We start from the raw sequence: 24247 nt of genomic DNA on the forward strand, positions 1-24247 counted from the left end.
ATATTTACGATTCTCCATGTATAGCCTTTACTTGACTCGTAGGCTATGCATTAATTTTTCAAACTCATAATTTTTATCTTTTTTGACAAAATTATTCGTTTTTCTTCATCTCTTGTTTTTTCTTTTTCTTCATTTAACCAAAATAATACACTTTTTTTATAACCATGAAAAGAAGCTGTTTTTATCATTTCTTCTCGGCTTGAAGAGTCTAGATGCTCTTTTATAAGTGAAGCACAAAGTAATTTTGAATTTACAGAGTTGATATTTGATAGTTCAAGCTGTGCTTTTTTAAACTGACTGTTATTTATATATGAGGCAAAGTTTTTATATTTAGCATCTAGGTTTTTTGGCTTTATGTTTTGCAAAGTTATGAAGTTATAATACGCATCTAGACCCTCATCTTTAACAACATCAGAAATACCTGTATAACTTTTACATCTATCTTTTATGCCAACACTAATATTTAGTGCACACTCTCCTAAGTAAACGCGCGCTAACATTGTTAAGTCGGCACTTTTTTTTGCATGTTTTATAGAACGGCTTAAATCATTTTTTGCGAGTGCTTCGTTGCTTTCAAGAAAGTTTTTTGTATAAGAATTAAAAGCGTTTGAGCTTTGATATTGCCACTGATTTGGGGGAGTTTTAAAGGAACAAGCATTAAAAATAAGTAAACTAAGACTAACTAAAAAAATCTTTATCATGGTAAAATCACCTCTTTTTTACTGTCATCTTGCATAATAGCATCTACCTTATCCATGATTTGATTTGATTTTTGAACACTTATGGATATTTGTTCTTTTAATTCTAGTAAATCTTTATCATATTTTCCAACTACTTTAACAGTTGAGTCTATGGCATCTAGCTTTTGTTTTATATCTTTCATAATACCGTCAAGTTCTTTAATGGTAGATGAAGTTGGTGATACTAAATCTTTATCTAAAGATGAAGTTATTTTATGAATATCTTTCATAATTAAGTCCATACTTTTTAGTGCAGATATGATGTCTTGTGTTGAGCCTTTATCTCCAGTTAAACTTGTTAAAAGTGAATCACTATCAGATATATTTGCTGTAAATTTTTTAATATTTTGTAGAGTTAGCATAAGGTCAGAATCCTCTTTTGCTAAATATGTAGTAATAGCATCTATATTGTTTATGATTTTTATGATTTTATCTATAGCGGGTACAAGTTTTGAAATCATATCGTTTATATCATCACTCTCTAACATCAGGAGTTCTGAGTTTGCCTCTAAGAGTTTATTGTCAATAGCAGAATATACTTCTATATGAGGTGAGCCAATTAATGGCTTTATAGTCATTAAAACACTACCTTCTGTTAGCCATCTTCTGTTTTTTTGACTAACTGAAAATGTCATATAAACAGTTCCATCATCTTTGAGCGAGATGTTATCAATTACTCCAATGCTAAAGCCAGAAAATTTTAGTGGCATCCCAACGCTAAAAAATGTAGCACTATCAGTTGTGAAATGATAGTTATATCTTTTATCGAATGTACCTTTAGACTCTAGGACAGTATAAAGAAGTGTGCTGACAGTTATAAAAAGAGTTAATACAAAAAGACCAACACTTAGCTTCATTTTATTATATTGCATGAACATCCTTTATAGTGTGTTTCATTTGAAAAAGTATCTAAGATTAAAATATTTTTTTTAATTTCTAGTTTTTGTATAGATGCTAAAACTGTTTCTATATCTCTTAAATTATCGATTAAATGGAATGGTGTTAGTATTATAACATTCATCTCTTTAGTCATTAATGCACGAATGAAAGATATGTAAAAAATCTCTAAAGAAGTGCATTGTGTTAGTCTGTTTTTACCAACATTTTGTAAGTCTATTTTACTTAGATAATACAGAGCTTCTTTTTGTGCACTTGAAGTTTTTATAAACTGATGAACTTCTTTGATAAGAGCAATGTTTTCAAGCATATTTAGGTTAGAAATAAGAGGTGTATTTTTAGAAACAAGCGAATAATCATTCAACTCTTTTATATACTTGCTGATGTCTTGATAGCGTTCAAATAGTTTTATATTGATTGAAGAAGTAATGATAACACCTCGATAAAAAATAATGCGATAAATAGCTTAACCATACCATTTAAAACAGATATTGGGATTGCTGTATAGCTAGATGCTGTGTTTAAACCGCTATATATTGGAATGAGCATCGTAACAAATCCAAAAGCCATACTTTTAAGAAGAAGTATAACTAAATCGCTGACTTCTATACTGTGTATAAGCAGTTGTTTATAGGTATGAAAATCCATATTCATGTAAAAAAGAGTAAAAAGATAACCACTACTAAGCATAATAATTGCAAATAAAATTGAAAGTGAAGTTACGCTTATCATGCCACTTATTATTCTTGGTAAAAAGAGGTAGTTTATGATGTCTATTTTATACTCTTCAAGAGTATTTAGTTCTTTATTTACTTTCATAACTGCGATTTCAGTATTTACCGCTGCACCTGAGCGAAGAGAAATCAAAAGGGCGGTAAAAAAAGGAGCAAATTCATCTATAACAAAAGTGATGATAATAGAGCCAATCTTATCAGTAAGTCCATACTCTGTTGCAAGCGCGATAACAACACCGATGATTACTGAACCAAATAATATTGCCATCATTGTAAAAATAGGAATAATTCCAACTGCGGTAAAGTATATTTGTTTTGTTAAAACCATTCTCATGGCAGGGTTATAGCTACTAGGTTGCACCATGTGAATAAGACAAATAGAGGTAAATTTTAATGCTTCAAATAAGGATTCAAGAGATTTTATCGTTTTATCGCCAATACTTTCTATAAATTTAAACATAATTTATTATCCTATAATTTGCCTTAGTCTTAGTTTTAAGTGATTTCGTTATAATCTTTGAATGCAAAAAATAAATATGAATTTACTAGATAGAAACAATAATATAGCAATTTTATTAGCAGGTGTTTTAGCCATTGTTGTTGGTGTTGGAGTAGCAAGGTTTGCTTTTACATCTCTTCTTCCTTCTATGCTTGAAGACTCTTTGACGCTCTCTTATGCTGGTGTTTTAGCATCTGTAAATTTTATGGGTTATTTTAGCGGAGCACTTTTTTCTATAACTATTAAAGATATCATAACAAAAGAGAAATTTTTTAGAATTGGTATGATACTTAGCATCTTAACAACTCTTATCTTAGCAACAACTACAAGTGATACTGTCTGGTTAATCTCTAGAATAGTTGCAGGTTTTGGAGCTGCTATGGTGCTTATAGTTGGTGGTGCTTTGGTTATGGTAAAACTAGATTATGAAGATAAAACTAAGGCTATGGGGATTTACTTTAGTGGCATTGGTGTGGCTATTGTATTTTGTGAGTTAGTTAGTCAGGGAGTTCTTAAAGAAGGTACATACTCAGATGCTTGGATGACTTTAACAGTTATGGCTTTTTTTATCTCAATATATTCTATTTATATACTTTCTTTTGATGAATCTTTAAAGCAAGATGCTCCAAAACATAAACTCTCAAAATCGATTTTTTCTCCTTTTGTAATCCTTCTGATTTTAGCTTATTTTACAGAGGGTGTTGGTTTTGTTGTTCAAGGAACTTTTTTACCAGATATCATAAACTCTTTAGAAGGTTTAGATGGTTATGGTAATGTAGGGTGGCTTATAGTTGGTGTTGTTGGTATCCCATCTTCTATTTTATGGATGCGTTTAGCACATAAACATGGCAGTGTAAATGTCATTATACTCGCCATGGCTTTACAAATCATAGGCATACTTATCCCAACATTTACTACAAATATGTATATGAATCTGTTTAGTGGTGCTTTATATGGCGGTACTTTTGTTGGTTTAGTTGCTTTGTTTATGCATCTAGGTGGTAAGTTAGCAGGGAAAAATCCTGTTGTTTTGATGGGTTCCATGACAGCAGCTTATGGAATTGGACAGATTAGTGCACCACTTTATAGTGTTGCACTCATAGAGAAATTTGGAAACTATAATGCTACTTTATATCTTACAGCAGGTATAGTTTTTCTTGGTATATTCTTCTTGCTTATTGCAAAAAGAGTAGAACACTTGCACCTTAAAACTTAGCGTTTGGAATAGGGTGGTTATCAACTACAAAGTCTATATCTTTATCGCCTCTACCACTTAAGTTTACTAAAATAGTTTTATCTTTACCTAAAGTTTTTGCTAACTTCATCGCATAAGCGATAGCGTGAGCTGTTTCTAAAGCGGGGATAATCCCTTCTAGCTGAGATAGTTTGTAAAAAGCATCTACGGCTTCTTCATCGTTACAAAGACCAACTATTGTTCTACCTATCTCTTTTAAGTGAGCGTGTTCAGGACCAACAGATGGATAATCAATACCAGAACCGATAGAATAAACAGGAGCAGGTTCCCCGTCAGCGTCTTTAAGCATTATGGAGTTAAAGCCATGCATTACGCCTTCTTCTCCATAAGTTAAACTTGCTGCATGATCACCTAATTTATCGCCTCTTCCCATAGGCTCAACACTATGAAGTTCAACATCTTTATCATCAATAAAACCAGCAAAAATACCCATAGCATTTGAACCACCACCAACACAAGCTACTACGGCATCTGGTGCTTTACTTTCATGCTCTAAAAATTGCTCTTTAGATTCATGTCCTACGATAGATTGAAAATCTCTAACCATCAGTGGGAATGGATGCGGACCAACAACAGAACCGATACAATATAAAGTATCTTCATAAGTTTCGATATATCTTTCAAAAGCACTATCAACTGCTTCTTTTAGAGTTTTTAGTCCATGAGTAGCTGGTACAATTTTAGCACCCAGTATTTTCATACGAACAACATTTGGATGCTCTTTAATAATGTCAACTTCACCCATATGTATTTCACATTCGAGTCCAAAATAAGCCGCTGCAGTAGCAAGTGCAACACCATGTTGTCCTGCTCCAGTTTCAGCTATAACTTTTTTCTTGCCTAGATGCTTAGCTAAAATCACTTCAGCCATACAATGGTTAAGTTTGTGAGCACCAGTGTGATTTAAATCTTCTCTTTTTAAGTAAATTTTTGCTCCACCACATAAATCTGTAAGATTCTTTGCAAAAGATATAGGAGTTGGTCGTCCTTGATAATGTTTTCTAACATATTTGAGTTCTTTTATAAATGCTGGGGATTTTTTTAGTTCTTTGTATGCTTTTTTTATTTCATCAAAAGGAGCTTCTAGCATCGGTGGTATAAACGATCCTCCAAATTTTCCAAAATATCCATTTGCATCAGGCATTGATTCTAAGTAAGATTGAGCCATAGTTTTAAATCCTTTTTTATGTTTGGGATAATTATAGTTAATTTGGCTTGACAAGTTTCTTTATCTCTTTGGGAATATGTGCAAAAGCTATATTTTGCATGCCTTTTTTGTTTCCATCTGCATCTGTAACCATTACATCAAGAGTCATTGCAGTCGGATAGTATCGAATAACTTTGTATGTTACTTTTTCAAGAGTAAAAGCTATTTTTTTACTTGATAACTCTATACTTTTTTTCTTTTTAGCCATTGTTTTAGTCCTTTAAGTAGATGCCAGTGTCTTTAACTTCTATCTGTTTAGCATCTACTAAAGCTGTAAGAGAGCGTTTAAAATCTTTTTTACTAAGTCCAAATATATCTTTGATTAGCTCGGCATCGCTTTTATAGTTATAAGGCATAATGCCATTGTTCTCTTTTAACATAGTAAGAACTTTATCAGCAGAACTACCACTTTTTTTACTTCCAGCTTTTCTAAGATTTAGATCAATGTTTCCATCTTTTCTTATAGCTTTTACATAAGCTGTTTTTTTATCGCCAATAGTTATATTCTCAAATATTTCATTGTGATATATAAGACCTTCGTATTTGTCTTGTACAATACACTTAAATCCAAGAGGAGTTTTAGCAATAATCAAGATGCTGACTTCTTGAGCAATTTTAATGCCTTGTACTTTTTCCTCTAAAAAATCACCAAGCTTTTCTGTTCCTACAAGACGATGTGTTCTTTCATCATAAATTACTTTTATAAATCTTTTCTCGCCAACTTTAAAAGGTGTTTTTTGAAACATATTTGGTACTAAAAGGTCTTTACTTAACCCCCAGTCCATAAATGCTCCAAAAGGTGCAGTATCTATAACTTCAAACATTGCCATTTCATCAAGTTTTGCAGTTGGAGTGAGTGTTGTAGCGACAAGTCTATCTTCTGAGTCTGTATATAAAAACACATCTATAAGTGTTCTTTCTTTCATCTCTGGGGTAAGATATTGTCCTGGTAGAAGTACATCATTTCCATCATATGCCATCAAGTATGCACCGGGAGTAGTAAGTCTGTCTATATAAAGGGTGTTGATTTTGCCTAGTTCTAGGTATTCGTTTTGTTTCATAGGTTTTTCCGTATTTTAAATTTTATACGAAATTATACCTTTATTTATGACTACTTAGGTTAGAGATAGTAAAACCACAAGTAAAACAGGTGGTGTTACGATTAGTCCAAATTTCGAGTATGACCAAAAAGAAATTTTTACACCTTTTTTGTCTAAAGTATGAAGCCAAAGTAGGGTAGCTAATGAACCAAATGGTGTCATTTTTGGTCCTAGGTTACAACCGATAATATTTGCATAAATCATAGCTTCATTACTTATATCAGCAAGTGCTATATCCATAACCATAATGGTTGGCATATTGTTCATAACAGCACTTAAAATAGCTGCTAAAAAACCTGTTCCTACCACTGCAATAACTTCACTTTGTGAATTTAAAAATAGTAATATTTGGGTTATATAGTCCGTAAGTCCTGCATTTTTTAGTCCATAAACGACAATGTAGAGTCCTAGTGAAAACCAAACAACTTGCCAAGGTGCTTCTTTTATGATGTGCCTAGCATCTACTGTTTTTGTGTATGAGGCGATAAGTAAAAATATAACTCCCCCACCAAGAGCAAAGACAGAAATAGGAATATTGTAAGCATCTCCTATGAAATAACCTCCAAGAAGAAGTGCTAAGAAAAGCCAACTAAAGTTAAAAAGTCCTTGATGTTTTATGGCCTCATCTGGATGTTTAAGTAGGGTTATATCTACTCTTTGAGGTATATCTTTTCTAAGAACTAACCATAAAACAAGCATACTTGCTATAACACTTACAAAATATGGAAGAATCATATTTGAGATAAACTCACTAAAACCAATGTTAAAATAGTTTGCTGTTACAATATTTGTAAGGTTTGAAAATACAAAAGGAAGAGATGCACTATCGCTAATAAATCCACCTGCGAGTAAAAAAGCTAAGATAGTTTTTGTGTTGAGTTTTAAAATATTCATCTTTGCAAGTAATATGGGAGTAAGTATTAGAGCTGCACCATCATTTGCAAAAAGAGCTGAAACAATCGCTCCAAGTATGATGGAGTAGAAGAACATTTTATGCCCACTTCCCTTTGATAGTTTCGCCATCTTAAGAGCAGCCCATTCAAAGAAGCCTATCTCATCCAAAACCATAGATAAAATTATGATGCCTATAAACGCAAGGGTAGCATCCCAGATAATGTCAAAGACTATCCAAACATCACTAACAGTAACAACGCCAACAACTAGGGCAACAACAGCACCTATAACAGCACTTGTCCCAATCTGAAGACCACGAGGTTGAACAATAATAAAAAGAAGTGTTACGAGAAAAATTATGGAAGCCAGAACCATTATTAGCTTAACTCAATTCTAACGATGGGAATAAGTTCCATTTTTATAAGTTTTAGAGTTTCTTCAAAAGCACTCATATCTTTACCATCTGGGTCTTCATAACCTACATGAATTACTTTTGTTCCTTTTGGAAAAACAGGGCATGACTCCATAGCATTATCACAAACAGTTACAACTAAATCGAAATAATCATTTATGACTTCACTAAGATTTTTCGAGTGATAATCATCACTCCATAAGCCTTCTCTTTGAAGAAGTTTTATTGCATTTGGATTTACTTTACCACTTGCCTTTACTCCAGAGCTTTTAGCATCCACACCATTTAAGTGCTTGTTTAAAACTGCTTCTGCAATAATAGAACGACAACTATTACCTGTACATAATATAAGAACTTTTTTAGACACACTGAACCTTGATTTAAATATATTGATTTTACAATTTGAAATTATACAAAAAGTACATTACGATTTCATTACAAATCTGATATAATGATGATTATGGACAGAAGATTTTTTTTAACAACTATGGCATTAACGCCAATTTTTGCAAATGATTTTACTAAAAACTCTAAAGATATATATTTATTATATAGTGAGTATCAAACTCTGAATAATTTAAATGCTAGACTAAAAAGATTGCGAAGGTTTGTAGGTTTTGCAAATTTTAACTTAATTTCTTACTCAGAAGCTTTATATTATGGACGAAACTACTCAGCGGTAGGCTCTTTTACAAATGAAGAATTATCTCTAATCGATAAATTATTCTTTGAGAGTACACAACAATATGGCTTTTTTGGCGAAAAAACATGTTTTAATATAGAAAATAAAATTTCTAAAAAAATTGTTGTGAAAATTCCAAGAACAGGTCACTATCTTTTTAAAGGTAAGGCACTAGAAGATTATACAAAATTGAGAAAAGATGTTGGAAACACTTTGGTTTTAACATCAGGTGTGAGAAATGTTTTTAAACAACTGAGTCTTTACTGCAATAAGTTGTATAGAAATGGTGGAAATATAACAAGAGCTACTTTAGATATAGCACCTCCTGCTTACTCTTACCACACGATTAGTGATTTTGATGTTGGAAGAAAAGGTTGGGGATATAAAAATTTTACTGCTGATTTTGCTTTAACTTTTGAGTTTGAAAAGATGAAAAAGCTTGATTATATAAGTATGCGATATAACAAAAATAATAGTGATGGAGTGCGGTTTGAACCGTGGCATGTTGAAGTTATTTAGTTTACTTTTTTTACTTTTAATGCCATTGTTGTTAAATGCTCAAAATAATTTTAATTTTAACCTTATAAAAAAAGGTAAGCAAGACAACAATACTCTTTTAGTAATTGGCGGTATTCAAGGAGATGAACCAGGTGGTTTTATCTCAGCATCTCTGCTTTCAACTCACTATGAAATAACAAAAGGTTCTGTGTGGATTGTTCCAAATTTGAATTTTTATAGTATCATCAAAAGAAGTAGAGGTCCATATGGAGATATGAATAGAAAGTTCGCACATCTTTCAAAAAATGACCCCGAATATGAAACAGTAGAGAGAATTAAAAGCTACATAAAAGATGAAAATGTAAAGCTTATTGTGAATCTTCATGATGGTAGTGGTTATTATAGAAAAACTTATGTTGATAACTTACATTCTCCTTCTCGCTGGGGACAATGCTCTATCATAGACCAGTCATCAATAGATGTTCCTGTCTATGGAAACCTTGAAAAAATTTCTTTACAAGTAGTAGAACATGTAAACAAAAATCTTATAAAAGCAGAAGATTTTTATAGTTTGCATAACACAAGAACAAAAGAAGGCGATAAAGAGATGGAAAAAACCCTTACTTATTTCGCCATAAATCAAGGAAAAGCAGCTTTTGGTAATGAAGCTAGTAAAAATTTACCAACTAATAAAAGAGTTTACTATCATCTTCTTGCCTTAGAAAAGTACATGGATATTATGGGTATTGAGTATAAAAGAAAGTTTGTTTTAAATCCTAAAGGTGTTTATGCTGCTATAAATAATGATATTTATATATCTTTATATGATGAAAAAATTAGATTGCCACTTTCACAGATTAGAAATATATTAAAATATTTTCCTATAAAAAAAGATGGAGAGTTGAATTTTAAAGCTAGTAATCCACTTCTTACTATTATCAAAAAAGACAATAGTTATACAATCCAATATGGAAATAGACGACTTACAAGGCTAAAAGCCGATTATCAAGTATATGAAGATAATAATCAAAGTGTTGAGTTGAAAATAGATGGTATTTTAACAAAAGTAAAATTTGGAACCCTTATTGAGGTGAAGGAAAACTTTTTAGTAAAAGAAAACAAAAAATATCGTGTCAATGTTATTGGTTTTACAACTAGAAGTAGAAAAGAAACAGAGATAAAAATAAAAAATTCTAACATACCTAAGCGCTTTTCAATCGATAAAAGAGGAAGTATTTATAGAATAGAATACTACGCTAAAGAGAAGTTCGCTGGTATGATTTTGGTTAAGTTTATTATTTGATTTTGTATAGCTTTTAGTAACTCAAAGAATTATTTATCATATAGATAAAATTTATTATATCTAATCATAGATGCTAATTCTTTGCCATATTTAGCTCCCATCTCAGAGTAGCGGTCTAGTTTTTTTACTAGTTTATATGGGTCGTCAGTTTTCATCTTTAACGCTCTGAATTCTGAAAATGCATGTGAACGAGCAAGTGTTTTGTAGTAATCTCGAACAGAGTCTTCGATAGAAGCATATTTTTTCAACCAAATTGTCTTCTTTCCTCTTTTCTCTCCAGCAGCAATTCTAGGTTCTTTTTTATTAAAAGACCAAACACCAAAAATATTTGTACCTTCACGAAAGAATCTTGAAGTTGTCCAAGCGCTCTCCATCGCTGCTTGTGCAATAGCAATACTTCTTGGATGTGGTTTGAGAGCTTTAAGCAATTTGTCATTTGACTTAACTCTATAAGTTTCTTTTAAAGCAGCGATTTTTTTACTATATGCAGGATTGTCAATATTGGCATTTATATCTTTATACTGAGCGTCTAACTCTTCATAAACATTTTGAACTGCTGGTACTATTAGTTTTCTAAAATTAGCCTTTTTTTCTTGTACTGTCATCTTTTTAGGGCTTTTTGCTAAAAGAGTGTTTGAGAATATCAGAAGTGATAAAACAAGTATTATTTTTAATAATTTCATATAAGAAACTCCATATTTAGTTTTTTTGCGTAAGAACTAAGCATAGCTCTTTCAAAGTCGTTGTTTGTTGAGTATTGGTAACCAAAGGTTTTGTCCCACATCTCGTGTTCTTCCATGCATAAGTAGAAAAAAACATTGTTATTTGTACTCTTAGAGTGCGCCCCGAAGGAAGTGCCTTTGGGGTGCCAAGAGTGAAAACTCTCATAAGCGTGTTTAAACATTTCAACTTTTATGGCATCTGGATAAGAACTTTTCCCACTTGCATTTTCAAATGGCATCTGTGTTATTTTACTTTTAAATTCTCTGCTTCTAAGTTGTTTTATAACAGGCTTTATAAATGTTAGCGTTCCAAAACTCACAAGTGCAACTTCTTGTGGTTTAAACATATGTGTAAGTCTATCATAAACTTTTGCATATTCATCTAGATAGTTTTCATACTGTACTATTGGGTGGAAATGAAAACCTACTTTTACGCCTTTGTCGGCTAGTTTTCTTGCAGCATCTAAGCGTTTGTCAAGTGAAGTAGTAAGATGCTCTTCATTTTGTATGATTGTTGGAGTGTTAAGTGACCAAGTACACAGTATGTTGTTTGGTACATCATTTTGTAAGAAATATTTTATATTGTCTGACTTTGTTTTAAACTCTAAAATGACATTTGGATTTTCTTTAGCAAAAAGAAAAAGAGAATCTAAGATACCCTCACGATTTCCCCACATCAAAGAGTCAGATGCTTGACCAGTTCCAATATGATATGTTTTATTTTTATCAAGATTAAGGTTTTTTAGTTTGTCAGCAAAGTTACTATCAAAAGTAATAGTATTTTGATTGTAAAAAGATTGAATAGAACAGTATGAACAGTCAAATCCACAACTCTCAACAGCATCTAAAGTCAAAAGATTACAGCATCTTGTTTTCTCAGATGCCACAGGACAAAGTCCAATACCAAAGCTTTCTTTTGCCTCAGTTTTAAAAGTGTATTTTTGCTCTTGTGGTATATTTCTAAGTTCAAAATTTTTATAAGAATTTGGTTTTTTTCGTATCTCGTCATAAGTTTTTTTAAGTCTGCTGAAAACAACTTTTTTTTGCGCATGTTGTGGAAAAATGTCTATTAAATTTCCTTCATTCCAAGTTTTAAGATCGCGTGCAATATCTATAATTTGCTTTATTTCTTGAAAAGAAAATTTTAAAAGAAGTGATTTCTCTTTTATGAAATTTTGCTCTTTAGTTGGAAGTTTAAAAAAAATTGTATTTTTTATAGAGTCGTTAAATTTGTTTAAATATGAATTCATTGTGAGATTATAATCCTATTTCTACCATTTTCTTTAGCTTCATAAAGCGCTTCATCAGAGAGTCTAATCATATCTTCTAGTGAGTCTGATAAACCAATATATATTCCAATAGATACTGTATATGTGATAACATGTTTATGTGTTCTTATTATGTTATTTTGAAATTTATTTCTAATTTTTTCAAAAAGTAGTCTTGTATTTTCATATGTTATATCTTCAAGCAGTACACAAAATTCTTCACCACCAAAACGAGCCATTAAATCAGAATCTCTTAAATTATCTACCAATATGCGTTTTGCTTCTTTAATAGCCACATCACCTGTATCATGCCCATAAGTGTCATTAATATTTTTAAATTTATCTATATCTATCATCGCTACTGTTAAAGGAGTGTTCTTTCGTTTATTTTTAGAATAGATGGAGTTTCCATTATCAAAAAAGAAGCGTCTATTGTAAGCTCCTGTAAGAAAATCTTTATTTGCCATCTCTTTTATCTGAGCGAACAGGTCTAAAAGTTCTAAGTTTGCATTTATTCTAGTTACAAGCTCATTGTGCGTAAATCTCTTATTTATAAAATCATTTGCACCAATTCTTAAAAACTTACTTATTACATTTTGTTCTTCGACAACACTAAGAGCGATGATGCCAAGTTGGTCTTTTTTATATTTTTTGCGTAGTTTAAATGTAAGTTCTATTCCATCCATGTTAGGCATTTCATAATCTGTTAGAACGAGAGATATTTTATTGTTATTTTCTAAAATTTCCAATGCTTCTACACCATCACAAGCTTCAATAATTTTCAATTTTATTTTTTTTAAACTATCTTTTAATATTTTTCTATATATATCAGAATCATCAACTATCAAAATAGTTGTATCATAATTTTTTAATGTCCTAGAGATATCTGTAACTGCACATGCTATGTTAGTTTGATCATTTGTTGAAAAAATGTTAATTATATTTTTTTTTAACAAAGTGTCTTGTATTTTACCATCAATCATATCTGTTAATATAACATATGGTATGTTGTGATGATTTATAAGTTCAATGATTTCTCCATTTTTGGCATCGTTGAGATATATATCTAACAATGCCGCATGAAATTTATCATGATGTTTATTTAATAGGTCATTAGCTTCTTTATGACTTTTAGCAAAGTATGGTTTTATATCATCTTGTTTTTTAAATTCTTGTTTTAATGAACTTAAAACATTTTGATTGTCGTTAACGACTAAAACATTTCTCATTATCTATAACCTATCCTTATTATGATGAATTATAACGCTATACGCTGAAGCATAAATAAAAGTGTAAAATTATATTGCAATTTGTCATATAAATAACTTTTCTTCTTAATTAAGGTTATTGTTTCTATATAAATAACTTGGGAGCATAAATGATTTTAGGAAAATGTCCATATTGTGACGATGGAGAGATAGAAGTTAGAGATAAAGAAGTGCGAGGCAAAAAAGTAAAACTTTATGCTTGTTCAAATGCTATGTGGAAAACAGAAGATGGAGAGATGTTTGAACTTACACAAGAATCTACCTGTGACTTTAAAATATGGCAAAATACACTATCAAGATACGGAAAATGGCTTTCATATAAAGAAGTAAGAGAACTCCTCTGTGAAGAATCACTAGAAATAGAGTTGTTGAGCAAAAAGTATGAAAAAAAGGTTTATTACAAGAAGTTTATTACACTAAATCAAGAATATGGTGTCAGTGTTATCTGGGATTAATAAAACTTTTACATTAATTTGGGTACAATCCTCATCCGCTTTGCTGTTTTAACAAAACGAAAGAGTATTTCTATCTTTAGTACACAATACAAAAGATAAAAGTATTGGCAAACAAAATTATTGTGAGCCTAAAAGCAGCAAAGATGTATAAACAAAGGACTACTTATGAAAGTAAGAGCTTCAGTTAAGAAGATGTGTGATGACTGTATAGTTGTCAAAAGAAAAGGCATTGTAAGAGTAATCTGCAAAGTTAAAAAACATAAACAAAGACAAGGATAATCATGGCTCGTATTTCTGGTGTTGATTTACCTAAGAAAAAGAGAATAGAATACGGTTTAACGTATGTCTATGGAATTGGTTTACATGCTTCTCGTAAAATTTTAGATGCGACAGGTATAGACTATAACAAAAGAGTTTTCGAATTAAGCGAAGACGATGTAGCAGCAATTACAAAAGAGATCCGTGCCAGTCATATGGTTGAAGGTGATTTGCGTAAAAAAGTTGCAATGGACATTAAAGCTCTTATGGATTTAGGTTCATATAGAGGTATTCGTCACCGTCGTGGTCTTCCATGTCGTGGACAAAAAACTAAGACAAATGCGCGTACTCGAAAAGGTAAGCGTAAAACTGTCGGCGCAGCGTAAGGAATTATAGATGGCAAAAAGAAAAGCTGTTAGAAAAAAAGTAGTAAAGAAAAATATTGCTCGTGGTATCGTTCATATCGCTGCATCATTTAATAATACTCTTGTAACTATTACAGATGAAATGGGTAACATGATTGCTTGGAGTTCTGCTGGTTCTTTAGGATTTAAAGGTTCTAAAAAATCAACTCCATTTGCTGCACAAGCTGCAACGGAAGATGCAGTTGCTAAAGCGCAAGTACATGGTATAAAAGAACTTGGTATTAAAGTTCAAGGTCCTGGTTCAGGTCGTGAAACAGCAGTTAAAGCTGTAGGTGCTATCGAAGGTATTCGTGTTACATTTATGAAAGATGTTACACCATTACCACATAACGGTTGTCGCGCACCTAAGCGTCGTAGAGTTTAAGGAGATTACTGATGGCAAGATATAGAGGTCCAGTAGAAAAAATCGAAAGAAGATTTGGTGTAAGTCTTAACCTTAAAGGTGAGCGTCGTTTAGCGGGTAAATCTGCATTAGAAAAAAGACCTTATGGTCCTGGTCAACATGGTCAGCGTCGTAAGAAAGTTTCTGAGTATGGTTTACAACTTAATGAAAAACAAAAAGCAAAATTCATGTATGGTGTTTCTGAAAAACAATTCCGTGCATTATTTGTTGAAGCAAAAAGAAAAGATGGAAATACAGGTACAAACCTTATTACATTGATTGAAAGCAGACTTGATAATGTTGTTTATCGTATGGGTTTTGCTTCAACTCGTCGTTTTGCTAGACAACTTACTACTCATGGTCATATCCTTGTAGATGGTAAAAAACTTGATATTCCTTCTTACCGTGTTAAGCCAGGACAAAAAATTGAAGTTCGTGAATCAAGCAAGAAAAATATTCAAATTGTTCGTGCTATAGAATTAACTAACCAAACTGGTATAGCTCCATGGGTTGATATAGATGCTGAGAAAGTTTTTGGTATTTATACTCGTTTACCTGAGCGTGAAGAAGTTGTGATTCCTGTTGAAGAGCGTTTAATCGTTGAGCTTTACTCTAAATAATAGTTAATAAAAGGCGTTAAATGAAAAAAATTAAAACTACTCCCCTTGCTCCACAAGAGTTTGAGGTAGAACAAATTAGTGATAATGAAGCAAATATTATGGCTCACCCGTTTGAAACGGGTTATGCTATTTCTTTAGCTCATCCACTTCGCCGTTTTTTATTAAGTAGCTCAGTTGGTTATGCACCAATAGCTATTAAAATAGAAGGTGCTAAGCATGAATTTGACTCTGTGCGTGGTATGCTTGAAGATATTTCAGACTTCATTTTAAATCTTAAAGAGATTCGCTTTAAGCTTAAAGATGAAGCAACTGAAGCAGAAATCAGTTATAGTTTTGCTGGTCCATGTAGCGTTAAAGGAAGTGACCTTATCAGTGATGAGGTTGATGTTGTAACGCCAGATGCTCCATTAGCAACACTAAATGAAGACTCTACTCTTAATTTTACTATTAAAATTGCTCAGGGTATTGGTTATGTAGCTAGTGAAGATACACACGATGAACTTGAAGATGGGTATATAGCACTAGATGCTTATTTTACTCCTGTTCGTAGTGCAACTTACAAAATTGAGAATGTTCTTGTAGAAGACAATCCTAATTTTGAAAGAGTGATTATGAACATTAGAACTGATGGGCAAATAACTCCATTAGATGCGTTTAAAAACTCTTTAGAAGTTATGTATGCTCAATTAGCTGTATTTAATTCAGAGATTAGTATAAAAACTGCAACAACAATAGAGCGTGTTGAAGAAAACCCTGATCTTAAAAAATTGTCAACTCATATTGATAGTTTAGGTTTAAGTGCAAGAAGTTTTAACTGTCTTGATCGCTCAAACATAAAACTTATAGGTGAAATAGCATTGATGAGTCAAAATGATTTAAAAAATGTTAAAAATCTTGGTAAAAAATCATATGATGAAATCGTAGATAAATTACAAGAATTTGGTTTTGCAGTTGGTGCTGACTTAACTGATGATGTAATAAGTGCATTAAAAAAGAAAATAGAAGCCTCACAGGCTTAATAGAGGATAACAGATGAGACATCGTCATGGATACCGTAAACTAAGTCGTACAAGTTCACATAGAGCTGCGTTACTTAAGAATCTTAGTATTTCGTTAATTGAACATGGTAAAATTGAAACTACTGCTATTAAAGCAAAAGAGCTTCGTTCTTATATTGAGAAACTGATAACAGTTGCTACTAAGAATGACTCTAATGCTCACAGATCAGTATTCGCGGCGCTTCAAAGTAAAGAAGCAACTAAAACATTAGTAAATGAAATTGCTCCTAAGTATGTTGATCGTACTGGTGGATATACAAGAATTACTAGAACAAGAATTCGTCGTGGTGATGCTACGACAATGGCGTTTATAGAGTTAGTATAACGGAAAGGGAATTATTCCCTTTTTCTACACTAATACTAGGTTCTCTTTAGAAGAGAACCAACGCGTAGTAACCGCACTAACATAAAACTTCCACATTCTAAAATACTTTGAAATACTAAACTAGGACATCAAAATGAGTGATTTTGCATTTGGAACTTATAGAATTAGTGATTATAATCCACAACATATCCAAAGCTTAAAAGAAGCAATAGCATCTGGTATTAAAATGATTGACACATCTTCAAATTATATGGATGGTGGAGCAGAACGGGCGATTGCTTTAGCATTTAGAGAGTTTGATGAAGATATAAAAACAAAAGTAAAAATAGTTAGTAAATTTGGTTATATTCAAGGTGAAAATCTAAAAAGACACAAAGAAAAAGCTTTTGATGAAGTTGTGGAATTTTCATCTGATTGTTTTCATTGTATCTCAAAATTATTCTTACAAGACCAACTAACACTATCACTAAAACGCTTAGAAATGAAACAAATTGACTGTTATCTTATTCATAATCCTGAGTACTATCTTCTAGATGCCATAAATAGAGGTATAGAAAAAGATGATAGATTGGATGAGATGTACTTAAGACTTTATAGAGCATTTATGGCACTTGAACAAGAGGTGCAAAACGGAAGAATACTCTCTTATGGAATAAGCTCAAATAGTTTTTCAAAAGCTCAAAGTAGCGATGAGTTTTTACCATATGAAGATTTAATAACCATAGCAGACAGAGCGAGTGAAGATGTAGGAAATGATACTCATAGTTTTTCAACTATACAACTTCCTATAAACATACTTGAACAAGAAGGCTTGAAATGTGCTTCGTGGGCTAAAAAAAATGGCTTAAGAGTTTTAGTTAATAGACCTTTAAATGCACAAAAAGATAATGTAATGTACAGGCTAGCAGATTATGATGAGCCACAAGAGTATTATCATCATCTAAATGAGTTGTTAGAAGTAAGTGCTAATGAGACGCTTCAATCCTTGTATAATCTTTTAGAAGAGTTAGATGCCACAAAACATAAGTTTGGTTGGATTGGGGATTATGATTCATTTTTTTATGCACAAATTTTACCTCATGTAAGAACAACTATTGAAGTGATTGATGAAAAGGATAGAGAAACTATTCTTAATTCTATAGACCTGTTTTTTATAGAGTATAGAAAAATAGTTGCTTATGAATGTTCTAAAAATACAAGAGTAAAATTTAAAAATTTATTTGAGAAAACCGATTTGTCTATACAAGAGTTTGCATTAAATTTTTTAAAACAAAGAGATAGTATTGATTATATCTTGGTTGGAATGCGTAAACCTACATATGTGCATGAAATATTAGCTTTAAATTAAAACTTTTATGACATGTTAAGCGATTTTGTCATATTTTATGTGTAAAGAATTAAAAAGGAAATTATATGATTCCATTTACCGATGAAGAATTGATGAATCCAGTAAAAGCTGCGATTGATAAAATTCGTCCATCTTTAGCATTAGATGGTGGAGATATAGATTTTATAACAGTTAAAAATGCAAATGTATATGTGCAACTTAAAGGTGCATGCATAGGCTGCGCAAGTAGTTCAAACACTTTAAAGTACGGTGTTGAGCGACAACTAAAGATGGATATACATCCAGAACTTACAGTGATTAATGTACCTGTTGGTATGGAAAACGACATAGATAATTTATAAAGTAGTAAAATGAAAACAATGAGCAAATATAAAACATTAACACAAGCAAAAGAGAATTTTTCTAAATCAAATTTTAAGAGTGCTTTAGAAAAATTTGCAATAGTTTTGCAAGACTTTCCAAACTCAAAAGAAGCTTATAATGGTGTTATCTTATCAGAGATGGCTCTTAGTGGGGAAGGTGGAGCAGAAGCTCTTTTTGATTATTATGAAATTTTAAAAGGTGAAGATAAAGAATCTGCAGATAAAATCATTAGTGATATTTTACAAACAATGGACGGTACACTAGATAAGCTTAGTGAAATATTTGCAGAGCCTTTGCGTGATAGATTAGAATTAGAAGATGGTATATTATATAAAGATTTTAAAGATATTATAGACAATGGTGCGAATTTTAAAGAAACTTTTGAAAATATTATGTTTTCAACTCGTGTAATTATTACTCAAAAAGAAGATTTTATAGATTTTTTAGATAATTTAATAGAACATGGATTTGCAGAGATGGCACTTACATATTTGGAAAATGCACTTAGTGTATATCCAAGCGATGAACTACTTAGAAAATTACTTAAAAAACTAGCAAAGAGTAGTAATAGTGAAGATTGAATTACCAAATCAAAAGTATAAATTTGTTAGTGAAAATTCGTCCGAATGTGATAATAAAACAGCATTTATATTAACCGCACAAAATAAAAAATACCTTCAAAATGCAAAAGACAATAATGCTCACTCAATTATAAGCATAAAAGATATATCTCAATTTTTTGGAATTGATAAGATAAAAATAGTTGGTATTACAGGAACAAATGGTAAAACAACAACAGCTAGTGCAATCTACTCTTTTTTACTAGATTTAGGGTATAAAACAGCGATGCAAGGAACGCGTGGTTTTTTTATGAACGATGAAGTAGTTGAAGGCAAGTCTTTAACTACACCAAGTGTACTCAATACATATAAACATATTTATCAAGCAGTAGACGCTGGATGTGAATTTTTTATTATGGAAGTTAGTTCTCATTCTCTTGTTCAAGAACGAATAGAAGGGCTTTATTTTGAGCTTAAAATACTTACAAATATCACTCAAGACCACTTAGATTTTCATAAGACTATTGGTGAATATATCTCTGTAAAAAATAGTTTTTTTCAAGATGAAAGTAAAAAACTTATAAATAAAGATGAACCAAGAGCTGCTTTTAATATAAAAAACACTTTCACTTATGGGATAGAAAATCCTTCAACCTATAAATTGATGGCATATTCTCTAAACGATGCATCTAGTGGCATAATACAGCATTTTCAAAATATAGTGCCTTTTACATCTTCTCTTCATGGTTTTTTTAATCTTTATAATCTGATGGCGGCTATTGGTGCAGTTGATATTTTAGTTGATGAAAAGTTAGAAGAAATTGTGAAAGTGGTGGATAATTTTGCAGGAGTAAGTGGACGAATGGAACAAGTTTGTGAAGCTCCAAATGTGATAGTAGATTTCGCTCACACCCCAGATGGAATGCAACAAGTTTTAAACGCTTTAAAAGAAAAAGAGTTGCTTGTTGTTTTTGGTGCTGGTGGAGATAGAGATAAAGGAAAACGACCTATGATGGGAAGAATTGCTGCAAGTCTAGCAAAAAAAGTCTATATAACAAGTGACAATCCAAGAAATGAAGACCCGCAAGAGATAGTAGAAGATATTTTAAAAGGCATAGAAGATAGAAGTATCGTAAGTGTTGAATTAAATAGAAAAAAAGCAATAAAGATGGCACTTGATGAGCAAAGTGAAAAGCAAGTTGTTGTGATTTTAGGTAAGGGTGATGAGTCTTTTCAGATAATATATGACAAAAAACTTCCCTTTGATGATAGGGAAATTGTAAGAGAGTTGTTAAATATTAATTGATTAAAATCTTGCATTAACTCCAAGGTAAAGACCATTCATATTAGAACTGTATCCTCCAGTTGTATCTTTTAGCTTTTCATAAGAAATATATTTATAATCATATCCAACTTCAAAGTCTAGATGCTCGTTGATTGGGATAAAAAAACCTAGACCAAGATTAAAAGAACTATAATTTAAAGAATTTTTAGTTGAGTTGTCATTTTTTATATCAAATATACCAGTTCCAATTCCAGCTTTAAAATATGGATTTATGTAAATATCCCAGTCAAAACCTTTGATTAGTTCAACATTTAAACCAAACTTATCCCCATCTTTTGCTGGAGGAGTTGAGAAAACATTTGATGTGTTTTTTAGATATTCAAGAGAAAATTCTATGGCATAGGCTGTTCTAATTCCATAGCCGATTTTTACCTTTGCCATCTCTGCTGAACCTGTTGTTTTATCATCATCACTATAAACTTCATTCATATAACCACCACTCATACCGATATAAATTTTTGCTTTTTGTGTATCTTGATTTGAGTATAAAGATGTTAAAAGTAGTCCAAGAAGTAGAATTTTTTTCAAATTGTTTGCCTTTTATTTTGCTAATTTTATGAAGTGAATTATATCTAAAAAGTTGCACTATAACTTAAAATTTAAAACTTGTTTTCATCCATGAGATTATCTCGTAAAATTTTTGCTATAATTGCATCAAAATAATAAGGATAAATTATATGGGAATTCCTCAACCAGCATTTTATATATTTAAATGTGAGCAATCAGCTCCTCCAGGTATGCCAAAACCTTCTTGTGTAACACCAGAGACGCAGGACCTTTTTCAATATTTAGCAGGTAAATTAATGAAAGAAGGAATTATGGGAACAGTTCAACCAATCCGTACTTCATGTATGAATCGTTGTTCTTCTGGACCAATTATGCTAGTTGAACCTGGTCATGTTATGTACACAGCCTTAACAAAAGAAAAAATAGATAGAATTATTGAAGAACATATAATGGGTGGAAATATCGTAGATGAGTATGTTATAGACAAAGAACTGTGGGATGAAGCAATAACTCCAGCAGATATGAAAAAACAGATGGGAATGTAGGAAAGTTAAATGTTAATTGATATGTTATATAGTAAAATTCATCGTGCAACAGTTACAGATGCTAACTTAAATTATGTTGGTTCTATTACGATAGACGAGGAGCTTTTAGAGGCTTCTAAGATGAGAGTTGGACAAAAAGTTGAAATTTTAAATGTCAATAATGGGGAAAGATTTTCAACATATATTATTCTAGGTGAGCGCGGTAAAAGAGATATTTGTCTTAACGGAGCAGCAGCTAGAAAAGTTCACCCTGGCGATAAAATAATCATAGTAGCTTATGCGACATATGATGAAAAAGAGCTTGAAACTTATAAACCAAAAGTTGTGATTTTAGATGATAAAAATGATATAGATTATATAGCGGATAGTATCTAATGTTCTCAAATATGGGCGATATGAGTAAGATGCTAGAAGGTATGCAAGAAAATGCTGCTAAATTTCAAAGCGAACTTGAATCTAAAACTTTTAGTGTTAAAAGCGGTGGAGGTTTAGTTGAAGTAAGTATGAATGGCAAAGGTGAAGTAATTGATTTGAATATTGATGATTCTTTACTTGAAGATAAAGACACCCTTCAAATCCTTCTTATTGGTGCTTTAAATGATGCAAGTAAGATGGTTCAACAAAATCAAAAAAGTTCTGCGATGGGAATGCTTGGTGGCATGGGTGGTATGAACCCATTTGCAGGAAAATAAATGTTTAGGCTATTTTTAGCTCTAAATTTTCTTCTTTTAAACTTATATGCTTGTAAGGGTGGTTATGACTCTTGCAAACTTAAAATCAAAGACTCAGATGCTGTAAAAAAGTATTCACTTCAAATACCAGTAATAAAAAATCAAAAATTAATTTTTTCAAGATATCAACCAAATGCAAAGATTATAAAACATGATCCTTTTCTTTCCCTTTACCTCATTAAAGATAGAAAAAAGTTCAAACATCCTTTTAAGATAAATAATCATCTAACTCTTGGCATTGCGATAGTGGATAAAAAAAGAGTAAGAGAAGGAAGAATTACAAAAAGACAGGTTGGACTAAATAGTTTTGCAAAGTTTAGCCAAAGAAGTAAAACTCCAGCTTTGCTTTTAAATAGTTGCTGTGCATTAGAAGGCATCGCAACTTCAAGAGGAATAATTCAAAAAGATTATATTGAGAGATTTTTAAAAAAGAAGTATGTAACTTATGGCGATATCGGTATAAGAGTTGCAAATGAAAAAGAACTACTTTTAGTTAAAAGAATAAACCCATTTCTAAAAGACAACCCATTTCTAAAAGATGACTGCATTGTAATGCTAAATGGAAAAAAGATTAAAAGTGCTTCTGCGTTTATGAAAAAGATACTTTTTTCAAGAGTGGGAACTTACCATAGAGTTAAAGTAAAAAGAGGTTCAAAATATCTTACTTTTAAAGTGAAGACTAAAAAAAGATATGGTGGAGGATATATTAGTGATACTTTTTTAGAAGAAAAAGGAATTTATTTTAGTAATAATCTAACCATAATGAGAATTGCCAATGAGTTTAAAGGTTATGGACTTAAAATTGGTGATAAACTTCTTCAAGTAAATGGTAAAAAAGTAAATAATGTTTATGAGATACGAAAGTATATAAGTGATTTTAAATTTAGAGCATCTTTACTTTTTGAGAGAGAAGATTTTGAGTTTTTTATAAATATTAAGGGTAAAGAAAAAAGTGATATAATTCCACATGCAAAAATTTGAGCAGTTTTTATTAGATAATTTACCAACTTCTTCTAGTATTCATCCTACTTACGAGAAGGCTTTAGGACAGATGCTAATTGCTGGTGGAAAGAGGTTTAGACCTGCACTTTTACTAGGTGTTGTTAATGCATATAATCCTCTTTTAGCTGAGGGTGCAAGACATGCTGCTTTTGCTGTTGAGCTTCTTCATACTTACTCTCTAATCCATGATGATTTACCTGCAATGGATAACTCACCACTTCGTCGTGGAGAGCCGACTTTACATATAGTTTATGATGAAGTAACAGCTATTTTAGTTGGAGATGCATTAAATACTTACTCTTTTGAAATTTTATCTGAGGCTCCTTTTTCAGACTATACAAGAGTAAAACTTATAAATATTTTAGCTAAAAATGGTGGACTAAATGGAATGGTTTTAGGTCAAGCGATTGACTGTTACTTTGAAAATAAACCATTAAAATTAGAAGATATTAAAATCTTGCATACAAACAAAACAGCTAAACTTATAGCAGCATCTATGCAGATGGGAGCTATAATTGTAGGACGAGAAGAACTAGGTGAAGAACTTTATGACTTTGGTATAAAACTTGGACTTTTATTTCAAATTCAAGATGATATTTTAGATGTAACACAAAGTTCACTTGAAGCTGGAAAACTTACAAATAATGATGAAGATAAAAATAGTTTTGTAACAATTTTAGGGCTAGATGCTGCGATGAAAGAGGCAAATATTTTGGCAGATGAATTAAACAAAGAGTTAAATAGTTTTGAGGATAGTTTACAAAGTGAGTTATCCCCAGTACTAACAAAATATATAAATAGACATAAAAACTAAACTTTAGTCACCACAGCGGTGCAAGCGGAG

The 24247-nt window shown here is 31.5% G+C and carries 32 protein-coding genes; 19 read left to right on the top strand and 13 right to left on the bottom strand.

Going from position 1 to position 24247, the window contains the following annotated elements:
* Nucleotides 1-50 precede the first annotated feature (50 nt).
* From MOV50_RS07985 to MOV50_RS08000, 4 genes are read right to left on the bottom strand one after another with little or no spacing between them, the layout of a single operon-like run.
* Nucleotides 51-701 (bottom strand): hypothetical protein, encoded by a 651-nt coding sequence (locus MOV50_RS07985; protein ID WP_321777383.1) that lies wholly within the window; start codon nt 699-701, stop codon nt 51-53.
* The gene (locus MOV50_RS07990; protein ID WP_321777384.1) at nt 698-1612 is read right to left on the bottom strand and encodes a hypothetical protein; all 915 of its coding nucleotides are present in this window, start codon (nt 1610-1612) and stop codon (nt 698-700) included. The genes MOV50_RS07985 and MOV50_RS07990 overlap by 4 nt, the downstream gene beginning before the upstream one ends.
* Nucleotides 1594-2001: a hypothetical protein gene (locus tag MOV50_RS07995; RefSeq protein WP_321777385.1), complete on the bottom strand. Its 408-nt coding sequence runs from the start codon at nt 1999-2001 to the stop codon at nt 1594-1596. The genes MOV50_RS07990 and MOV50_RS07995 overlap by 19 nt, the downstream gene beginning before the upstream one ends.
* Nucleotides 2002-2045: 44 nt before the next feature.
* The gene (locus tag MOV50_RS08000) at nt 2046-2831 is read right to left on the bottom strand and encodes an ABC transporter permease (protein WP_321777386.1); all 786 of its coding nucleotides are present in this window, start codon (nt 2829-2831) and stop codon (nt 2046-2048) included.
* A gap of 61 nt (nt 2832-2892) precedes the next feature.
* Here MOV50_RS08000 and MOV50_RS08005 point away from each other — a divergent pair, with 61 nt between their 5' ends.
* The gene (locus tag MOV50_RS08005; RefSeq protein WP_321777387.1) at nt 2893-4086 is read left to right on the top strand and encodes a YbfB/YjiJ family MFS transporter; all 1194 of its coding nucleotides are present in this window, start codon (nt 2893-2895) and stop codon (nt 4084-4086) included.
* On the opposite strand, the gene trpB is transcribed toward MOV50_RS08005, so the two are convergent.
* From trpB to MOV50_RS08030, 5 genes are read right to left on the bottom strand one after another with little or no spacing between them, the layout of a single operon-like run.
* Nucleotides 4076-5293: a tryptophan synthase subunit beta gene (gene trpB / locus MOV50_RS08010; protein WP_321777388.1), complete on the bottom strand. Its 1218-nt coding sequence runs from the start codon at nt 5291-5293 to the stop codon at nt 4076-4078. The genes MOV50_RS08005 and trpB overlap by 11 nt on opposite strands.
* A 37-nt stretch (nt 5294-5330) precedes the next feature.
* Nucleotides 5331-5540 (bottom strand): hypothetical protein, encoded by a 210-nt coding sequence (locus MOV50_RS08015; protein ID WP_321777389.1) that lies wholly within the window; start codon nt 5538-5540, stop codon nt 5331-5333.
* Between the two features lie 4 nt (nt 5541-5544).
* Nucleotides 5545-6393 (bottom strand): S1 RNA-binding domain-containing protein, encoded by an 849-nt coding sequence (locus tag MOV50_RS08020; RefSeq protein WP_321777390.1) that lies wholly within the window; start codon nt 6391-6393, stop codon nt 5545-5547.
* Nucleotides 6394-6447: 54 nt separating this feature from the next.
* Nucleotides 6448-7701, bottom strand: coding sequence for an arsenic transporter (locus tag MOV50_RS08025; RefSeq protein ID WP_321777391.1), 1254 nt, complete (start codon nt 7699-7701; stop codon nt 6448-6450).
* 2 nt (nt 7702-7703) lie between these two features.
* Complete coding sequence (locus tag MOV50_RS08030; RefSeq protein WP_321777392.1) at nt 7704-8105, bottom strand: arsenate reductase ArsC; 402 nt, start codon at nt 8103-8105, stop codon at nt 7704-7706.
* A 93-nt stretch (nt 8106-8198) separates the two neighbouring features.
* On the opposite strand from MOV50_RS08030, the gene MOV50_RS08035 reads away from it, so the two are divergent.
* The gene (locus MOV50_RS08035) at nt 8199-8939 is read left to right on the top strand and encodes a M15 family metallopeptidase (RefSeq protein WP_321777393.1); all 741 of its coding nucleotides are present in this window, start codon (nt 8199-8201) and stop codon (nt 8937-8939) included.
* The gene (locus MOV50_RS08040; protein ID WP_321777394.1) at nt 8911-10221 is read left to right on the top strand and encodes a M99 family carboxypeptidase catalytic domain-containing protein; all 1311 of its coding nucleotides are present in this window, start codon (nt 8911-8913) and stop codon (nt 10219-10221) included. Before MOV50_RS08035 ends, MOV50_RS08040 begins: the two co-directional genes overlap by 29 nt.
* A gap of 29 nt (nt 10222-10250) precedes the next feature.
* Here MOV50_RS08040 and MOV50_RS08045 read toward each other — a convergent pair whose 3' ends face one another.
* Genes MOV50_RS08045 through MOV50_RS08055 form a run of 3 tightly spaced genes read right to left on the bottom strand, consistent with a single transcriptional unit; the run spans nt 10251 to nt 13440 of the window.
* Entirely contained in the window at nt 10251-10904 is a 654-nt protein-coding gene (locus MOV50_RS08045; RefSeq protein WP_321777395.1) for a glucosaminidase domain-containing protein, read from the bottom strand.
* Complete coding sequence (locus MOV50_RS08050) at nt 10901-12193, bottom strand: SPL family radical SAM protein (protein WP_321777396.1); 1293 nt, start codon at nt 12191-12193, stop codon at nt 10901-10903. The genes MOV50_RS08045 and MOV50_RS08050 overlap by 4 nt, the downstream gene beginning before the upstream one ends.
* Nucleotides 12190-13440 (bottom strand): diguanylate cyclase, encoded by a 1251-nt coding sequence (locus MOV50_RS08055; protein ID WP_321777397.1) that lies wholly within the window; start codon nt 13438-13440, stop codon nt 12190-12192. The genes MOV50_RS08050 and MOV50_RS08055 overlap by 4 nt, the downstream gene beginning before the upstream one ends.
* Nucleotides 13441-13589: 149 nt before the next feature.
* Here MOV50_RS08055 and MOV50_RS08060 point away from each other — a divergent pair, with 149 nt between their 5' ends.
* From MOV50_RS08060 to MOV50_RS08110, 11 genes are all read left to right on the top strand, one after another.
* Nucleotides 13590-13934: a hypothetical protein gene (locus MOV50_RS08060; protein ID WP_321777398.1), complete on the top strand. Its 345-nt coding sequence runs from the start codon at nt 13590-13592 to the stop codon at nt 13932-13934.
* Nucleotides 13935-14099: 165 nt separating this feature from the next.
* Nucleotides 14100-14213: a 50S ribosomal protein L36 gene (gene rpmJ, locus MOV50_RS08065; protein ID WP_321777399.1), complete on the top strand. Its 114-nt coding sequence runs from the start codon at nt 14100-14102 to the stop codon at nt 14211-14213.
* A gap of 2 nt (nt 14214-14215) precedes the next feature.
* On the top strand, nt 14216-14578 hold the full coding sequence (gene rpsM, locus MOV50_RS08070; RefSeq protein ID WP_321777400.1) for a 30S ribosomal protein S13: 363 nt from the start codon (nt 14216-14218) through the stop codon (nt 14576-14578).
* 10 nt (nt 14579-14588) lie between these two features.
* Entirely contained in the window at nt 14589-14981 is a 393-nt protein-coding gene (gene rpsK, locus MOV50_RS08075) for a 30S ribosomal protein S11 (RefSeq protein WP_321777401.1), read from the top strand.
* 11 nt (nt 14982-14992) lie between these two features.
* Nucleotides 14993-15619, top strand: a complete 627-nt coding sequence (rpsD, locus tag MOV50_RS08080) for a 30S ribosomal protein S4 (protein WP_321777402.1) — start codon at nt 14993-14995, stop codon at nt 15617-15619.
* A 20-nt stretch (nt 15620-15639) separates the two neighbouring features.
* Nucleotides 15640-16638: a DNA-directed RNA polymerase subunit alpha gene (locus MOV50_RS08085; RefSeq protein WP_321777403.1), complete on the top strand. Its 999-nt coding sequence runs from the start codon at nt 15640-15642 to the stop codon at nt 16636-16638.
* A gap of 13 nt (nt 16639-16651) precedes the next feature.
* The gene (gene rplQ / locus MOV50_RS08090) at nt 16652-17002 is read left to right on the top strand and encodes a 50S ribosomal protein L17 (RefSeq protein WP_321777404.1); all 351 of its coding nucleotides are present in this window, start codon (nt 16652-16654) and stop codon (nt 17000-17002) included.
* A 133-nt stretch (nt 17003-17135) separates the two neighbouring features.
* A complete protein-coding gene (locus tag MOV50_RS08095; RefSeq protein ID WP_321777405.1) occupies nt 17136-18350 on the top strand; it encodes an aldo/keto reductase in 1215 nt (404 codons plus the stop codon).
* 65 nt (nt 18351-18415) lie between these two features.
* Complete coding sequence (locus tag MOV50_RS08100; protein ID WP_321777406.1) at nt 18416-18691, top strand: NifU family protein; 276 nt, start codon at nt 18416-18418, stop codon at nt 18689-18691.
* A 9-nt stretch (nt 18692-18700) separates the two neighbouring features.
* A complete protein-coding gene (locus MOV50_RS08105; protein WP_321777407.1) occupies nt 18701-19294 on the top strand; it encodes a hypothetical protein in 594 nt (197 codons plus the stop codon).
* A complete protein-coding gene (locus tag MOV50_RS08110; RefSeq protein WP_321777408.1) occupies nt 19284-20579 on the top strand; it encodes a UDP-N-acetylmuramoyl-L-alanyl-D-glutamate--2,6-diaminopimelate ligase in 1296 nt (431 codons plus the stop codon). The genes MOV50_RS08105 and MOV50_RS08110 overlap by 11 nt, the downstream gene beginning before the upstream one ends.
* Here MOV50_RS08110 and MOV50_RS08115 read toward each other — a convergent pair whose 3' ends face one another.
* On the bottom strand, nt 20580-21146 hold the full coding sequence (locus MOV50_RS08115) for an acyloxyacyl hydrolase (RefSeq protein ID WP_321777409.1): 567 nt from the start codon (nt 21144-21146) through the stop codon (nt 20580-20582). It abuts the gene before it with no gap.
* A 149-nt stretch (nt 21147-21295) separates the two neighbouring features.
* On the opposite strand from MOV50_RS08115, the gene MOV50_RS08120 reads away from it, so the two are divergent.
* Genes MOV50_RS08120 through MOV50_RS08140 form a run of 5 tightly spaced genes read left to right on the top strand, consistent with a single transcriptional unit; the run spans nt 21296 to nt 24217 of the window.
* Complete coding sequence (locus MOV50_RS08120) at nt 21296-21670, top strand: (2Fe-2S) ferredoxin domain-containing protein (protein WP_321777410.1); 375 nt, start codon at nt 21296-21298, stop codon at nt 21668-21670.
* A 9-nt stretch (nt 21671-21679) separates the two neighbouring features.
* A complete protein-coding gene (gene panD / locus MOV50_RS08125) occupies nt 21680-22045 on the top strand; it encodes an aspartate 1-decarboxylase (protein WP_321777411.1) in 366 nt (121 codons plus the stop codon).
* Nucleotides 22045-22362, top strand: a complete 318-nt coding sequence (locus MOV50_RS08130) for a YbaB/EbfC family nucleoid-associated protein (protein ID WP_321777412.1) — start codon at nt 22045-22047, stop codon at nt 22360-22362. Before panD ends, MOV50_RS08130 begins: the two co-directional genes overlap by 1 nt.
* Nucleotides 22363-23382: a PDZ domain-containing protein gene (locus MOV50_RS08135; protein WP_321777413.1), complete on the top strand. Its 1020-nt coding sequence runs from the start codon at nt 22363-22365 to the stop codon at nt 23380-23382. It abuts the gene before it with no gap.
* Nucleotides 23369-24217, top strand: coding sequence for a polyprenyl synthetase family protein (locus tag MOV50_RS08140; protein WP_321777414.1), 849 nt, complete (start codon nt 23369-23371; stop codon nt 24215-24217). Before MOV50_RS08135 ends, MOV50_RS08140 begins: the two co-directional genes overlap by 14 nt.
* Nucleotides 24218-24247 lie beyond the last annotated feature (30 nt).

Source organism: Sulfurimonas sp., from assembly GCF_029027585.1.
Lineage (GTDB): Bacteria > Campylobacterota > Campylobacteria > Campylobacterales > Sulfurimonadaceae > Sulfurimonas.